Origin of the sequence: Microbacterium sp. HD4P20 (assembly GCF_019449275.2) — a bacterium.
Taxonomy (GTDB): domain Bacteria; phylum Actinomycetota; class Actinomycetes; order Actinomycetales; family Microbacteriaceae; genus Microbacterium.
Genome location: NZ_JAHZQZ020000014.1, coordinates 656493 through 671404 on the forward strand (window position 1 = coordinate 656493; position 14912 = coordinate 671404).

Consider the following 14912-nt stretch of genomic DNA (forward strand, 5'->3'; position numbering starts at 1 on the left):
GACTCGTCTACTGTCGGCGCGGAAAGCGTATTCCACCGACCGAGGGACTCGACGATGAACCTCCGCAGAACATCCGTCCGCGCACTCGTGGCAGGTACCGCCGCGTGCGCCCTTGCCGTCGGGCTCGCTCCGCCGGCGTACGCAGAAGCGCCCACCCCCAGCAGCCAGCTCGAAGCGCTCGATCGCGGTCTGGTCGCCGTCGCGACCGAGGAGGGCGTCTTCCTCAGCTGGCGCCTGCTCGCGACCGAGGCCGGCCCCGCCACCGATACGGGGGTGAGCGGGCCGTCGTTCGCGGTGTTCCGCGACGGCCAGCGCATCGCGACAGTCGACGCCAGCACGAACTACGCCGACCCGGAAGGCACGACGTCGTCGACCTACACGGTGGCCCCCGCCTGGCACGACATCACGGGCGAGCAGTCGGCGCCTACATCGGTGTGGAGCGAAGGCTTCTACGACCTGCCGCTGCGCAAGCCGGACGACGGCGTGACCCCGGCAGGCGAGGCGTACACCTACGCGGCGAACGACGCCTCCGTCGCCGATGTGGACGGCGACGGAGCACTCGAGTTCGTCATCAAGTGGGACCCGTCCAACGCCAAGGACGTGTCGCAGAAGGGATACACCGGTCCGGTGTACATCGACACCTACGAACTCGACGGCACGCTGCTGAACCGCATCGACCTGGGCGTCAACATCCGCGCCGGCGCCCACTACACGCAGTTCATGGTCTACGACTTCGACGGCGACGGGCGATCCGAGACGATGCTGAAGACCGCCCCGGGCACCACCTCGATCCAATACGACGCCGGCGGAGCCGTCGTCGCCGAAGCGAGCATCACGATGCCCGCCGAAGATGTCGCAGCCGGCTACTCGCACGCCGATGACTATCGCCTGAGCGCTGCCGGCTACCGGGAGCACCTCATCGAGATGTTCCAGGGATGGTCGGAGCATCCTGAAGTCGTCGCCGGCACGTGGCCCGCCACGCTCGAGGAGGCGTTCGGCATCCCCATCGAGCACGAGTATCCCCTCTCGACCGAGTCGGCGACCGCGCTGGCCGACTACTTCATCACCACGTACGCGCCCGCCCGGAGCGGGCGCAACGACCTGACCACGTTCGAGGGCTTCATCCTCGACGGACCGGAGTACCTCACGGTGTTCGACTCGGCCACCGGCGCCGAGCTCGAGACAGTGCGGTATGAGCCCGGGCGCGGCGACGACGGCCTGCTGTGGGGCGACTACGCGATGTCCCGCATCGAGCCCGGCAACCGCGTGGATCGCTTCCTCGCGGGCGTCGCCTACCTCGACGGAGTCCGCCCGTCGGCCGTCTTCGCGCGCGGCTACTACACCCGCGCGACGATCGCGGCGTACGACTGGGACGGCGAGCACCTGCAGCAGCGCTGGTTCGTCGACAGCGGGCACGTGCCCATGACGAATCCGTTCAACGACGGCCCGCACGGGCGTGACGGGACCGATCCGGAGTACGGCACGCTCACGACGCAGGGCTTCCACTCGCTGAGCGCCTCCGATGTGGACGGCGACGGAAAGCAGGAGATCGTCTACGGCGCCGCCACCATCGACGACGACGGCGGTCTGCTCTACAGCTCCTTCGACGTTCTGCCCGAGGGCAGCGCCGCACCCGGCGACAACGTGCGCCTGGGGCACGGCGACGCGATGCACGTCACCGACATCGACCCGGATCGCCCGGGCCTGGAGATCTGGACGGTGCACGAGGGTGGCGCCTACGCGCCGTACGGCTCAGCGATGCGGGATGCTGCGACCGGCGAGGTTCTCTTCGGCGCCTACTCGGGTCGCGACACCGGCCGCGGCATGATCGGCGACGTGCGCGCCGATGTGCCGGGCATCGAGGTCTGGGCGAGTATGCCCAACGGCACCGACGGCTCAGGTCTGCTGAGCGCGACCGGCGGCGCGCTCGAGCCGTCGACACCCGGCACCAACCAGTCGATCCGCTGGGCCGCCGATCTCACCACGCAGGTGGTGAACGGCTCCGGCGATGCAACCCCGACGATCGACGACTGGACGCGCGGGACCCTCCTCACGGCCGAAGGCACCCGCACGAACAACGGCACCAAGGGCAATCCGTCTCTCGTGGCCGACGTCCTGGGCGACTGGCGCGAAGAGCTGGTGGTTCGAACCGTCGACTCGAGTGCGGTGCGCATCTACACCAGCACCGAGGTCACGACCCACAAGCTGCCGACGCTCCTGCACGACGCGCAGTACCGGGCCGAGGTCGCGCGTCAGAACACGACCTACAACCAGCCGTCCTACACGAGCTACTACCTCGCGAGCGACATGGACTTCGCGAACGTGCCGGTGCGCACCGAGGCGGCCACACCGCGGGCGCCGAGGTTCATCGACCCGCGGGGATCGCTGGCGGACTTCGTGATCGTGGTGCCCGACCGCCGCTTCGACTACTACGTCGACGGCGAGAAGGTGCGCGCCCCGCTCGTCAGAGTCGCGCGGGGCGAGGAGGTCACCGTCACCGCCGTGCCGAAGGCCGGCATCTCGGTGGCCGCGGGCGCCGAGTCGACCTGGACGTACACTTTCAGCGCCGGCCGGCGCTGATCACGCCGACGGATGCCTCGGCACAGGCTGGCCGGTCCAGTCCGGTGCCGAGGCATCCGTTCGCGCCCCTTAGGCTGTGCAGGTGAAGCCCTTCGTCCTCCTCGCCACTCGAGCCGAGGACGTCCCCGCCGACGAGGAGTACGCACTCTTCCTCCGCTACAGCGGGCTCGAGGAGCGCGATCTGGTGCGCGTGCGGCTCGAGGCCGGACCGATGCCGCGACTGGACCTCGACGGCCTCTCGGGCATCTTCGTCGGCGGCGGTCCGTTCAACGCCTCCGACCCTGTCGAGACGAAGTCGCCGGTTCAGCGGCGGGTCGAGGCCGAGTTCGATGTGCTCCTGGACGAGGTCGTGGCGCGGGACTTCCCCTTCCTCGGGGCCTGCTACGGCGTCGGCACCCTCGGTGCTCACCAGGGCGCCGTGATCGACCGCCGCTACGGCGAGCCGATCAGCGTCGTACCCGTCGCCAAGACGCGGGCCGGAGCATCCGACCCCCTTCTCGACGATCTGCCGGTGAGGTTCGACGCGTTCGTCGGCCACAAGGAGGCGATCTCGCAGCTGCCGGCCACCGCGACGCTGCTGGCCTCGTCGCCGGCGTGCCCGGTGCAGATGTTCCGGGTCGGCGCGAACGTGTATGCCACGCAGTTCCACCCCGAGCTCGACGTCGAGGGCATCACGACGCGCATCCACGCCTACGCCGGGCACGGCTACTTCGGTGCCGACGAGCTCGAGCTCACTCTGGCTGCCGTGCACCGGGCCGCGGTCTCTCACCCGAGCCGCCTGCTGCGCGCCTTCGTCGAGCGATACGCACGATAGGTCGAGCGATACGCACGATAGAAGGGGCGCTGCCCCTCATCCGGTGACGACACGTGCGACGGACGCCTCCCCCGCCGGCACGAAGCCTTCCAGCTCCGGTCCGAGTCCGATGTCGGCGAGTACGAGCTCTCCGGCCAGCTCGGGGCCTCTGCCCGTGACGAGGCCGGCCTTGACGGCACCGAACGTGACCGTGACGGATGCCGGCAGGACATGCGCGCCGCTCTCTCCGGTGTCGGGGTGAAGGCCGCTGGGCAGATCCACGGCGATCACGCGCGAGCGTCCGGCGCGCACGGCCGGAAGCAGCGCGTCAACTGCCTCCCGCGCGTTGCCGCGAAGCTCGAGGTCGGTCGTCCCGATTCCGAGGATCCCGTCGAGGATGATGTCGTACGCCTCAGCTGCCTCTCTCACCGCGGGGATCTCCACTCGCCGTGCGCCCGCGCCCAGAGCTGCGGCGAGCCCGGTCTCGTTCACACGCACCCCGACGGTCAGTACGTCGACGTCCAGCTCGTCGGCCAGGATGGCAGCCGCGTACAGCGCGTCGCCGCCGTTGTCGCCGCTGCCGGCGAGAACGAGCACGTGACGGGCATGGGCGGTGTGGATCGGATGCGGCGACGAAACCTCTCCGTCGACCTCGTCCGCGTCGCGGGACAGGCCGCGGACGACCTCCGCGAGAGCGGCTGCGGCGCGCCCCATGAGAGGTTGCTCCGCAGCGAGCAGCGGGGCCTCCGCGATCCGCACCTGCTCGGCGGTGAACACCGGTACCTGCGTCACGCGTGCGCCCCCTCCGGGTCGTGTCCGGAGTCGTCGTCCGATCCGTCGTCTTCCTTCGCGGCGGCGCGCGCGTCCGCTCTCTCGGCCGCCGCCGCCTTGCGTGCGAGCCGCAGCTCCTCGGCTGCGACGGCCGCCGCATCCTCCGCCTGACGCACCCGTCGAATGGCGAACGTGGGAGATCCGTGCCGCTCGCGCACTCTATCCACGCGCTCACGCTCACCGACGATCACCCATGTTCCCGCCAAGAGCATCACGTGTGCCGAGAGATTGAGCCAGATCAGGAGGGCGATGAGCGACGCGAACGACGCCAGCAGCGGGTTCGTGTCGGCGCCGCCGATGAAGAGGCCCGACAGCTGCTGAAGCACGATCAGCCCGACCGCTCCCACGAACGCCCCTGACCACAGCGATCTCGGGTGCGCGCGCACCCCGCTCAAGGAGACGAAGGCGAGCGCGATCACCGCCATGTCGAGCGCGAACACCACGAGGATCGACACGGCGCGCGTCGCGAGGTCGGCGACAGGTTCGCGACTGATACCCAGCCAGTCCAGCACGGTTCCCGCGAACGCCGTGCCGGCGAACGTGGCGCCGGCCGTCAGGACGAATCCACCCCCGATCGCCAGGGCGAGGGCGAGGTTGCGCAAGATCACCCACAGGAACATCATGTCGTCGTGCACGTCGTCCGCGAGCGTGCGCAGCGCGTTGCGCAGGGAGCCGATCGCGCCGATCGATGCACCGACGAGAGCGACGAGTGCGATGATCCCTGCCACGGTGAAGCCGGCGGGCGCATCGATCTCGCTGACGTCGACCACACCATCTGGCCCGACCAGGCCCGGGATGGCGGCATCCACCGAGCGCACCAAGGAATCCATCGCCTGCGGGTTGCCGCTCAGCCACAGCGCCACGAAAGAGAAGCCCAGCAGGACTCCTGCGAACACCGAGAACAGCGTGCGGTACGTGACGCTGTCCGCCAGCATCGGCCCGCGCCGCTCGGAGTAGTGCAGCAGCACCCGTACCGGCTTGAGCGACAACGCCCAAGCCGTCATCCGCTTGATCAGGTCACCCATGCGCGTCACCCTACCGAGCCGCGAGAATCCGCGGTCCCGGCTTGACGCGCGCGCCGCGGTATGTCCATGGGGAGCCGGTCCGGTGCGCACTGCCCTCGGCAGGGTCGGCGCCCATCGCCCGGGGGGGGAAGAGCATTGCCGTCGGAATCTGCCCAGCAGCCGCATCCGCGGAGAACCTAAGATGAGCGTGGAAAGGTGGCCGGTGAGAGGACTCGCGCAGACGCTGGTGCGAACCGGCGTGGTCGATGCCGACGACATGTCGGATGTCGTCGCTCGCGCCGGCGAGGGCGCCGAGCTACGGCACGAGATCGTCACGGCACGGCTGGCCACCGAGACCCAGATCGCCCAGGCGATCGCCGAGCAGTCCGGGCGGCCATTCGTCGACCTCGGCTCGACCACCCTCGACTCCGACATCATCGCGCTCGTGCCGGCTGCACTCTGCCGGCGCTACCAAGTCATTCCCATCGCCCGGGGTCGACGCCAGCTCACGGTCGGCATGCTCGACCCCGGCGACCTGATCGCGCTGGACGACCTGGCGACCGCCACCGACCTGAACATCGTGCCCGCCGTCGTCGCCGCCGACGCCCTCGCAGCGGCGTTCACTCGCTTCCTCCGCTCCGACGAGGAGCTGAGCGATCTCTCCGAGCAGATCGGTGAGAGCGCGGCCGTCGACGCGGGGCCCGGCGGCACCGAGTCCATCGAGGACCAGACGGGTGACGCACCGATCGTGCGCTTCGTCAATCTGCTGGTCACCCAGGCCATCAACGACCGGGCAAGCGACATCCACATCGAGCCCGGCGAGCGCCAGCTCACCGTTCGCTATCGCATCGACGGGGTGCTGCACGAGATGCAGAAGGCCGACCGCGCCATCCAGGACGGGGTGATCTCGCGCCTGAAGATCATGGCGTCGATCGACATCGCCGAGCGCCGCAAGCCCCAGGACGGGCGACTGTCGGTGCACCACGACGGCCGCCAGGTCGACCTGCGCCTCGCGACCCTGCCCACGGTGTGGGGCGAGAAGATCGTCATGCGCATCCTCGACAACCGGGCGCAGTCGCTGACGATGGGCGACCTGCGGTTCTCCATGGTCAACGAGAAGCGCTTTCGTGAGGCGATCACCCGCCCCCACGGCATGGTGCTCGTGACGGGCCCGACAGGCTCGGGCAAGTCGACCACGCTGTACACCGCGCTCAACACCGTCGCGAACCCGCGTATCAACGTCATCACCGTCGAGGACCCGGTCGAGTACCGTATGGCCGGCATCAACCAGGTGCAGGTGAACCCCCGCGCCGGCATGACCTTCCAGGCGGCGCTGCGATCGATCCTGCGCTCCGACCCCGACGTGGTCCTGGTCGGCGAGATCCGCGACAAAGAGACGGCGACCATCTCCATCGAAGCGGCGCTGACCGGTCATCTCGTGCTCTCGACGCTGCACACGAACGACGCTCCCAGCGCCCTGACACGATTGACTGAGATCGGCTGTGAGCCCTTCCTCGTCGGCACCGCCCTCTCGGCGGTGGTCGCCCAGCGGCTGGCGCGACGCCTGTGCCTGAAATGCCGCGAGGCGTACCGCGAGTCTCGTGAGGCGCTCGAGTCGGTGCGGTTCCCGTTCCATCCGTCGGATCCGCCGGTGCTGTACCGCGCCGTCGGCTGCAATGCCTGCTCGGGCACCGGCTACAGCGGGCGCGTGGCGCTCCACGAGGTGATGACGCTCAGCGAGGGCATCGAGCAGCTCGTCGTCGCCCACGCGACGGGCAGCGACATGCGTGCGCTGGCGATCGAGGAGGGCATGGTGTCGCTGCGAGAAGACGGCTTCAGCAAGGTCGCCGAAGGCATCACGACGATCGAAGAGGTTCTGCGCGTCGCGATCTGAGTGATGCGATGACGGATGCCGCGGCCGCTCTCTACCCGCCCTGCTGTCCGAGTTCTCCGTAGATCGAGAAGATCGGCATGTACAGCGAGATCACCATGCCGCCGATGATGATCCCGATGCCGACGATCAGGATGGGCTCGATCGACGCGGTGAGCTGATCGGTGGCGGCCTCGACCTCGTTCTCGTAGAAGTCAGCGATGCTCGTGAGCATGTCGGCCAGCGTTCCCGACTCCTCGCCGACGGCAGCCATCTGCGACACCATGAGCGGGAAGACCCCCGCCTTCGCGAGCGGCGCCGAGAACGACTTTCCCTGCTTCACCGACTCCTGGATCTCGCGGACCGCTTCCTCGATCTTCCAGTTGTTCGACGCCGTGCCCACAATAGACAGGGCCTGCACGAGCGGCACGCCGGCGTGCAGCATCATCGAGAGACTGCGCGTGAACCGGGCCACCGCGATCTTCGTGGCCAGCGGGCCGAACACCGGGAGCTTCAGCCGCCATGGGTCCACGATCCTGCGCACCCTGTCATCGCGGCGGTTGCGCACCCACCACATCGAGCCGGCCACCGTCACCACGATCATCACGGGCAGGAGCCACACCATGTTGTTCGACAGGGTGACCAGGATCTGCGTCGGGAGAGGCAGCGCCGAGCCGAGGTTGGTGAACATGCCCTCGAAGATCGGCACGACGAAGGTGACCATCGCGATGACGCCGAGGATCGCGATCACGAAGACGATGATCGGGTAGGTGGTGGCTGACTTGATCTTGCCCTGCAGCTCGGCCTCGCCTTGATAGGTCTCGGCGATGGTGGCCAGCGACTGTCCGAGGAATCCGCCCGCCTCACCGACCTTGACCATGCTGACCATGAGGGGCGGGAAGATGTCAGGATGCTTCTCCAGCGCGGCCGAGAAGGATGAGCCGGACTCGATCGAGGCGTGCACGCCCACGAGCGCCCGCTGCAGCTTCTTGTCCTCCGCCTGCTCGATCAGGATCGACAGCGTGCGCATGAGGGGCAGGCCGGCATTGATGAGGCCCGCCATCTGCTTCGCGAAGACCGCGAGCGTGCCGACCTTCACGCGCTTCTCGAAGCCGGGGATCGAGATCTCCTGATTCAGGCCGGTTTTCGAGGTCAGGGTCACTTCCAGCGGTGTCAGCCCCTGTGCCCGGAGCTTCGCCGTGACGGCGCTCTCGTTCGGCGCCTCGAGCGAACCCTTGACGATTCCCCCGCCCGTGGCGTCGACCGCCCGGTAGGTGTATTCCTCGATGAGTGCCATCAGCTCTCCCAGCCCATCAGCTGCCGCTCTCCGGAGTGCATCGTCCACGACTCGGCGTCGAGATCGCGGGGTCGAACGCGCGCATCGTCGAGTGACGACGGATCCGCGGCGTACGACTTCGCGAGTGACATCGAGATGCTGCCGTCCTCGACGAGACGGCGCAGATCCTGGTCCAGGGTGTGCATGCCCAGCGCCCCGCCTGCCTGCAGCATGGAGTAGATCTGGCTGACCTGACCCTCGCGGATGAGGTTCGCGATGGCCGGCGTGTTGATGAGCACCTCGGTGGCGATCACACGCCCGTCACTCTGTGCCATGGGAAGCAGCGTCTGGCTCATGATGCCCTGCAGCGTGTCGCCGAGCTGAGTGCGCACCTGCGTCTGCTGATCGGGCGGAAACGCGTCGACGATCCGGTTGATCGACTTCGCCGCGCTCTGTGTGTGCAGCGTCGACAGCACGAGGTGACCCGTCTCGGCCGCTGAGAGCGCGGTAGAGATCGAAACGGGGTCACGAAGCTCGCCGATGAGGATGACATCGGGATCCTGACGGAGCACGCGGCGAAGGGCCTCGGCGAACGACCGGGTGTCGCTCCCGATCTCGCGCTGATGGATGAGCGCGGTGCGGCTGGTGTGCTGGAACTCGACGGGATCTTCGACGGTGACGATGTGCGCCGGGAGCGTGCGGTTGACGATGTCGATCATCGCCGACAGCGTGGTCGATTTGCCCGAGCCGGTGGGGCCTGTCACGAGGACGAGACCGCGTGGCCGCAACACCAGGTCGCGGGCGACCGCGGGCACGCCGAGCTGCTCGAGACTGAGCGCCTTGTCGGCGATGAACCGCAACGCCACGGCGACGTCGCCCAGCTGGCGGAACACATTGACGCGGAATCGGGCGACGTCCGGCACCGAGTACGACAGGTCGACTTCGCCGTGCTCGCGGAACTCGGCGATCTGCTCCGTGGTCATGAGACCGCCCACCGCCGCCTCGAGCCAGTTCGTGCCGGTCGGCTCTTCGTATCCCGGGATCCGTGTGAGGTCGCCCTTGACTCGCATGAGAGGCGGGTGGTTGGCCGTCAGGTGCACGTCCGAGGCGCCGGCTCGTCCGGCGACGCCCAGCATGCCGGCGAGGGTGGTGGAGTCGTAGGTCATGTCAGTCTTCCGTCCGGGTGAAGGCGAGCGCTGAGACGGTGAGCGTGCCGTCGCTGAAGGTGCCGTCGATGAGTGAGAGGAGGCGCGGACCTCGGCCCAGAGCGTCCATGAACGCGGCAGCCTGCGTCGCGTCGGCGACCTCCACCGTGATCGTGATCGGAATCTGCCGCTGCGGTGGCTCCTCCGCGCTCGCCGCGGGATCCCCCGGCGCCTCACCGTTCTGCGTCGCGTCCGTCGCGGTTGTCTTGTCTTCGGCCGCGGCGGTCGGCTCGGGTGCCGGCTGGGCGGCCGTCTCGGATGCAGCTGCCGCGCCTTCCTCGACCGCCGCCGTTCTCGGCGCGAACGCCTCCGGCTCGACCGCGGAGATGGACTCGATTGTGGCGCCGGACTCCGACGCGACCACGGTCACGATCTCGAAGACGTCGTCGAGCTGCGGTATGGCGGCGACTTCGCGGCGAAGCCCTGCCACATCAGTTTCGATCTCGGCGATCCGGCGTGAGGCCTCCGTCAACTGCACGACTTGGATGTCGTAGATGCCGTTGGTCTGTGCGACGGTGCGAGTGTCGGCATCCGTCCGCTGGGCTTGCCCGTACAGCGGGAAGGCGCCGAGCAGGGCGCCGGCGACGAGGATGCCGACGATCACGACGGCCCCGAGAACGTTGATCAGCTGCTTCGAGATCTTCACTTCTCGTCCTCGTCCGCTGCATAGTCGCCGGAGTAGACCGACTGGTCGAACTCGACCCGGAGCTCGTAGGTGTACCCGGTCTCGGATGCCGTGCTCTGCCATCCGTCGATATCGAGAACGCCGGGCACGGGACGTAGCGCACGCACGATCGGCACGATCTCGTGCGGCGTTGCGCTCGCGAGTGACAGCGTTCCTGATGCACCGACCGCCGCGGAGGGGTCCTCGCCCTGCGGCACTCCTCCGGGCGCGAGGCTGAACCCTTCGACGGTGACACCGTCGGGGAGGGTTCTCTGCACGGTGGCGAGCACCGAGCTCCACTCGAGATCCGTCGCCATCGCCTCCGCGCGGAACGCCGACAGCTCGGACTGGAGGTCGAGAGTGGAGCGGACATCGGCGAGCGCGGCGAGGTCGCCGAGAAGGGCCGTCGTACGCGCGTTCTCAGCGCTCAGCCGCTGCTGTGCACCCAGCAGCAGGGCGTAGGAGCCCGCCGTCGCAAGCAGGATCACGGCCATGGCGGCCACGAGCGCAAGCGACCAGCGACGGATCACCTTGTTCCGCGCGCGGCGCACCATCTCGGCGCGCGGCATGAGATTCACACGCGGCACGCCTGCGAACGAATACCCCGGACTGTCAGCCGACATCAGCGTCCCTCCCCGAGTGCGATGCCCACCGTCGTGAGCAGGTTCAGGTCGTCCTCGCCGTGGGGCATGACCTTGCCCGAGGCGACACGGCCGACCCCCATGAACTCGACCGGGAGCGGCAGGCCGGCAGCGAGCGCCTCAGAGACACCCGGCACGGCGGCACCCGCGCCACTGAGCAGCACGCGGGTCACCGGCCGGTCGGCGGAGCGGTCCGAGTAGAACCGCAGGGTGCTGCTGAGCCGGGTGACGATGTCGGCGATCGCCGCGGGTGACATGCCTGCGGGACGTACAGCCGTACGTGCTCCCGATCGCTGGCGCCGCATCGGCGCATCGACGCGGGACGGAACCGTCTCGAGGGCCTCGACCGGCTGCGCCTCATCGTGCGCGGCCAGCTCGCTCAGGCTGGCGGTCTCGCGCGCCATGACGGCCCCGGTACGGATCTCCATCGGGATGATGCGCACGAACTGCGGCACGCCCTCACGCACCACCACGACGTAGCTGGTGTGGTCGCCGAGGTGGAAGGCCGCCACGGTCTCGCCTCCGAAGCCGGCGCGGTTGATCGCCCGAGCAAGGCCGAAGGGCGCGAGATCGACGACGTCGACCCGGATCTTGGCCTTCGCGGTGGTCGCGAGCAGTTCTTCGACCGTTTCGGCAACGGCCGCCACGAGGAGCCCTGTCACCTGACCGCCGTGCTGCGTGGTCGGGTGGAAGTCGAGCACGGCCTGATCAGCGGGTACGGGCAGCAGGTCCTGCACCTGGAACGGGAGCGCCTGCTTCAGCAGGTCGGGTCGCAGCGCGGTGGTCGTGTACTCGCGGACGAGAATGCGGCGACTGCCCAGGCCCAGCACGACCTGCTTGCCCTTGATGCCGGACCGGCTCCACAGCTGGCGGAGCGCGAGCGCGACGGCGTCCTTGTCGAACACTTCGGAGTCCTTGGCCGCGCCGGGAGGCAGCAGCACCGATCCGAACGCGACGATGACCGGGGCCTTGCCGCTCGACACCTCGACAGCGCGCACGCCCTCTTCGGTGATCTCCAGCCCGACAATCGTCTTGGCCATGGCCCTTGCCCTTCTTTCGATTCGTCCGCGCCGCAGTCGTTCCGCTAGGCGGTGACGAGAAGTCCTAAGTACCCACGCGCGAGCGACTCGCCCGCGATGATTCCCACCCATGCCCCGGCGATCATCCACGGGCCGAACGGGATCGCGGTCTTGCGGCCCGCCCGTCGGGCGAGCAGGAGAGCGATTCCGAACACGCCGCCCAGCACGAACGCCGCGAAGGCACCGACGATCAGCGGCCCCCAGCCGAGCCACGCGAGCACGAGGCCGACGACGCCCGCCAGTTTGACGTCGCCGCCGCCCATGCCGGCGGGGCGCACGAGGCGCAGGATGAAGTAGAACGCGTAAAGAATGGCAGCGCCGATCGCCGCACGTAGAAGCGCCTCCCACGGCGCGCCGAGCACGCACGCGATCGTGAACAGGATGCCGACCACGATGTAGCTCGGCAGGACGATCGCGTTCGGCAGCCGGTGCGTGTCGAGGTCGATGAGCGTGAGCGCGATACTGATCGCCGCGAAGTACAGGTATGCGACGACGATCACGGCGAGCGCCCACCAGTCAGCGGCGTCCGGTCGTTGAGCGAGCGAAGCGAGGCGAAACGCGTCCGCGAACGCCCACACCACCCCGGCGAACGCCACGCCGGTAGCGAGCTCGACCAGCGGGTACCGCGGCGAGATGCGCGCCGTGCAGCCGGCGCACTTCCCCCGAAGGAAGAGCCACGAGATGACCGGCACATTCTGCCAGGGCCTCACCGGTGTGCCGCACTGCGGGCACCGGCTCTCGCGCGTGAGCGGGACGCCGGCGGGCACGCGAGAGATCACGACGTTCAGAAACGAGCCGATCACGAGTCCCAGAAGACCCGCGAAGACGACGACGGGGAGGAGCGCGGGGTCGATCACGGCACGTCTCGCAACGAGAGAAGGTCACCCATGCCGGAGGGGATGCCGCCGGAGCCACCGCTGCCTGGCCAGGGCTCGACATCCTTGCCGAAATCGTAGCCAGGGACGTTGCGGGGTGCGAAGGCCACCGTGACGCCTCCGCCGAACTCCAGTCGGCCGGAGTAGACCTGGCCCCGGAGAGTGGCTATGCCGCTGTTGAACTTCATCAGGCAGGGCGTGTAGATGTAGACCGCGATCTGAGGGTCGACCGTTGATTCGTTCAACTGCTGGGAATCCTGCGCCGGCCATGCACACTGGGGGCCGGGAGTGCCCGGCTGGCTGTCGGGGGTGATGAGGAAGATCGTGTGAGGCTGCCCATCAGCGCTCTTGAACTTGGTCCCCGAGAGGAACCAGCGGTGGGCGATGATCGCAATGTCGTGGTTGATGGTGACTTCCTTGTTCGCACCGCCGGCGTTCGTGTCGAAATTCCCTGCGCATGCGCGGATGTCGAAGATCATCCTGCTGCTCAGTGCACCTGCGACCGCAGTGACGTCGGCGGAGTTGCCGGACCACTTGTCGCAGGCGGAGCCCGTGACCGTCGTGAGCTGGTAGCCCTCGTCCGCCCATGCCTGCGGCGGCGTGGTGGCGTTCACGGGGGTGAACTCCACATCTTGCCAGTCAGGGATCTGCGGAAGAGTCGGTGCGGCGAGCTCGGTGTTCTTGACGAGAGCGCCCTGGACGATGGAGTCGGCGGAAGTCTTCCAGATGCCGTAGCCGCCCTTGTAGACGAAATTGCCGAGGATCGTGCCGCTGCCCAGCGTGCTGGATCCAGAGCCGGCAGCGCTCACGCTCCCGTACACCGTGCCGCCGTTCAGTGTGAACGTGCCGCCGAGGAAGGCATTTCCCTCAGTGCCGCCGGATGTGCCGATGATGCCCGCGATCGTGTGGTCGACGTTCTTGGGAGCGACCAGGTTGCCCTCGATCGTGCCGCCGTTGATGTTGGCTCTGCTGCCGATGTACGCGTTGCCTTCGACCAGGCAGCCGCTGTCGAGCTGCAGCTCCCCGGTCTTCGTATAGATGTCACCGGGGAAGACCGAGCCCGAACCGCACGCGATGTTCCCTATCGATGCGTAGAGACCGGCAGAGCCGGTGAACTCGTCGATGCCGACCTCGCTGTTGATCTCGTCGTACACGTAGGAATTCATCCGCGTGTTCAGCCCATAGGTGTAGAACAGGCCCGGGCCACCCGCGGTGGGCGGCGTCGCATCCGGAGCGACGTCGAGCTCGTACACCGCTCTCACGGTCGTGCTGCCGCCGCGGCTGGACGTGCCCGTCGATTCGAGGACGACCAGCTTGGTGGATTCGTCGCACGTGCTGGTGGCGGAGTACGTCGAGCCCGCTCCGAGCTCTACGTCGGTCAGCGTCTGGTCGCACACGTCGCCCCCCGTGGCCGCGGCGACCAGTTGGGCGATGCCCGCGTCGGCAGCGGCACGCGACTGCGCAGTGCTGCGGCTGTCGACGGCGACGCCGCTGGTGTTGGTGACGATCACGGCGAGCGTGAGCGCGCCGATGCTGAGCACGAGCATGATGACGAGCACCGAGACGAGGGCCGAGCCGCTCTCATCACGTCGCGCTCGCCATCGCCGTCGCAGAACTACCAGCATGCCGGCGCTCCTCCCCCGGCGGCCACGGCCTGCGCGGTGACAGCGGTCGTGACGGGAACCGTCGCGTCTCCGACGGAGACGGATATGCCGAGATCGATCCCTCTCGTGCCGGCGGCGGCGAATGCCCGTCCCCCCGACAGGGTGCCGCTTGCACCCTCGGTGAGGGCGCTCCACCCGCTGGTGTCGGCGTCGCGGGCGTCGGCTCCGGTGCTGTAGCGCAGAGCGCCGCCCGCATCCAGCGCCCACGCTCGGCACTCGAAAACTCCGGCGGCGGTGATGACGACGGCATCGATACGCAGGCCGACGCTGTCGACCGCGACCGCGGTGGCGTTGCGCATCGACGACTGCAGCGAGGCGTTCACGACGTTTGCCTTTCCGGTCGCGCTGTCACGCGCTGTCGTCTGCTTCTGGGCGGCGAGCCCGTTGGCGAAGAGGAGCGCGAGCAGTCCGACGAAGAGGCCGGACATAA

Annotated in this window: 13 protein-coding genes; 3 read left to right on the forward strand and 10 right to left on the reverse strand. The window is 68.4% G+C overall.

Annotated elements, in window-relative coordinates; genetic code table 11:
* Nucleotides 1-54: 54 nt before the first annotated feature.
* Together K0817_RS11390 and K0817_RS11395 are read left to right on the forward strand one after the other, a co-directional pair.
* Nucleotides 55-2580: a rhamnogalacturonan lyase gene (locus K0817_RS11390; protein WP_219981531.1), complete on the forward strand. Its 2526-nt coding sequence runs from the start codon at nucleotides 55-57 to the stop codon at nucleotides 2578-2580.
* Between the two features lie 82 nt (nucleotides 2581-2662).
* Nucleotides 2663-3394, forward strand: a complete 732-nt coding sequence (locus tag K0817_RS11395; protein ID WP_219981532.1) for a glutamine amidotransferase — start codon at nucleotides 2663-2665, stop codon at nucleotides 3392-3394.
* 36 nt (nucleotides 3395-3430) lie between these two features.
* Here K0817_RS11395 and K0817_RS11400 read toward each other — a convergent pair whose 3' ends face one another.
* Nucleotides 3431-4165 carry an NAD(P)H-hydrate epimerase gene (locus K0817_RS11400; protein ID WP_253735320.1) on the reverse strand — a complete coding sequence of 245 codons (735 nt, stop codon included), beginning with the start codon at nucleotides 4163-4165 and terminating at the stop codon, nucleotides 3431-3433.
* Nucleotides 4162-5229: a YihY/virulence factor BrkB family protein gene (locus K0817_RS11405; protein ID WP_219981533.1), complete on the reverse strand. Its 1068-nt coding sequence runs from the start codon at nucleotides 5227-5229 to the stop codon at nucleotides 4162-4164. The genes K0817_RS11400 and K0817_RS11405 overlap by 4 nt, the downstream gene beginning before the upstream one ends.
* Nucleotides 5230-5410: 181 nt before the next feature.
* On the opposite strand from K0817_RS11405, the gene K0817_RS11410 reads away from it, so the two are divergent.
* Nucleotides 5411-7102, forward strand: a complete 1692-nt coding sequence (locus K0817_RS11410) for a GspE/PulE family protein (protein WP_253735321.1) — start codon at nucleotides 5411-5413, stop codon at nucleotides 7100-7102.
* A 31-nt stretch (nucleotides 7103-7133) separates the two neighbouring features.
* On the opposite strand, the gene K0817_RS11415 is transcribed toward K0817_RS11410, so the two are convergent.
* The 8 genes from K0817_RS11415 to K0817_RS11450 are packed head-to-tail and all read right to left on the reverse strand — an operon-like array spanning nucleotide 7134 to nucleotide 14910.
* The gene (locus K0817_RS11415; protein ID WP_219981534.1) at nucleotides 7134-8375 is read right to left on the reverse strand and encodes a type II secretion system F family protein; all 1242 of its coding nucleotides are present in this window, start codon (nucleotides 8373-8375) and stop codon (nucleotides 7134-7136) included.
* Nucleotides 8375-9520 carry a type IV pilus twitching motility protein PilT gene (locus K0817_RS11420; protein WP_253735322.1) on the reverse strand — a complete coding sequence of 382 codons (1146 nt, stop codon included), beginning with the start codon at nucleotides 9518-9520 and terminating at the stop codon, nucleotides 8375-8377. The genes K0817_RS11415 and K0817_RS11420 overlap by 1 nt, the downstream gene beginning before the upstream one ends.
* 1 nt (nucleotide 9521) lies before the next feature.
* Nucleotides 9522-10205 (reverse strand): hypothetical protein, encoded by a 684-nt coding sequence (locus tag K0817_RS11425; protein ID WP_219981535.1) that lies wholly within the window; start codon nucleotides 10203-10205, stop codon nucleotides 9522-9524.
* Nucleotides 10202-10846, reverse strand: a complete 645-nt coding sequence (locus K0817_RS11430; protein WP_219981536.1) for a hypothetical protein — start codon at nucleotides 10844-10846, stop codon at nucleotides 10202-10204. Before K0817_RS11430 ends, K0817_RS11425 begins: the two co-directional genes overlap by 4 nt.
* A complete protein-coding gene (pilM, locus tag K0817_RS11435) occupies nucleotides 10846-11904 on the reverse strand; it encodes a type IV pilus biogenesis protein PilM (protein ID WP_219981537.1) in 1059 nt (352 codons plus the stop codon). Before pilM ends, K0817_RS11430 begins: the two co-directional genes overlap by 1 nt.
* Before the next feature lie 44 nt (nucleotides 11905-11948).
* Nucleotides 11949-12800, reverse strand: a complete 852-nt coding sequence (locus K0817_RS11440; RefSeq protein WP_219981538.1) for an A24 family peptidase — start codon at nucleotides 12798-12800, stop codon at nucleotides 11949-11951.
* Nucleotides 12797-14443, reverse strand: coding sequence for a pilus assembly PilX N-terminal domain-containing protein (locus K0817_RS11445; RefSeq protein ID WP_219981539.1), 1647 nt, complete (start codon nucleotides 14441-14443; stop codon nucleotides 12797-12799). The genes K0817_RS11440 and K0817_RS11445 overlap by 4 nt, the downstream gene beginning before the upstream one ends.
* Nucleotides 14434-14910, reverse strand: coding sequence for a hypothetical protein (locus K0817_RS11450; RefSeq protein ID WP_253735323.1), 477 nt, complete (start codon nucleotides 14908-14910; stop codon nucleotides 14434-14436). The genes K0817_RS11445 and K0817_RS11450 overlap by 10 nt, the downstream gene beginning before the upstream one ends.
* Nucleotides 14911-14912 lie beyond the last annotated feature (2 nt).